The organism is Achromobacter arsenitoxydans SY8 (assembly GCF_000236785.1).
Lineage (GTDB): Bacteria > Pseudomonadota > Gammaproteobacteria > Burkholderiales > Burkholderiaceae_B > Achromobacter > Achromobacter arsenitoxydans.
The window spans coordinates 1-680 of sequence record NZ_AGUF01000101.1; the positions used below are offsets into that span (position 1 = coordinate 1).

At 67.5% G+C, this 680-nt stretch carries 1 pseudogene; it reads left to right on the plus strand.

The window, feature by feature from the left end:
- Nucleotides 1–680: pseudogene (locus tag KYC_RS29795) on the plus strand (hypothetical protein); the annotation flags it as partial.

Sequence of the window (680 nt, forward strand, 5' to 3'; positions counted from 1 at the left end):
CTGACCGTCTCTGACGAGGGCGAGGTGCGCGCAAACCTCATCAGCGTGGCCCAGGGCGCCGGTTCCACCGCCAACGTCAATATCGGCGGCGCGGCCGGCGCAGCCGCCGACCGAGCCGGCACACTCGCGGTCTCCGGCCTGAGGTTCGGCGTCGGCAATGGCCAGCTCAACTTCAACCACACCGACAGCAGCGGCGCCTATGCCTTCTCGGTGCCGATCTCGGGCCCAGGCGCCATCAACCATGTCGCCGGCCACACCCGGCTCAATGGCGCCAGCCCCGCGTTCAACGGCGCGATCGTCGCCACGGGCGGCACATTGCTGGTCGACAGCATGCTGCACGCAGGCAGCTCGGCCACGGTAGGCGCCGGCGCAGCGCTTGGCGGCATTGGCCAGCTCGGCAACGTCTCCATCCAGGACGGCGGCATCTTGCTCGGCAGGCAGGGCGAGCAACTGAGCATGAACTCACTGGTGCTCAACAATGGTTCCCAGGTCAATGTGCAGCTTGGCGCACCGGGCTCGTCCAGCCTGTTTGATGTGGCCGCCGACCTGACGCTGGCTGGCAGCCTGAACATCAGCGATCTGGGCGGTTTCGGCGCTGGCGTGTACCGTCTGTTCGATTACGGCGGCGCGCTGACCAACAATGGCATGACGATCGGCTCGACCCCGGTGGGCGCCAATGC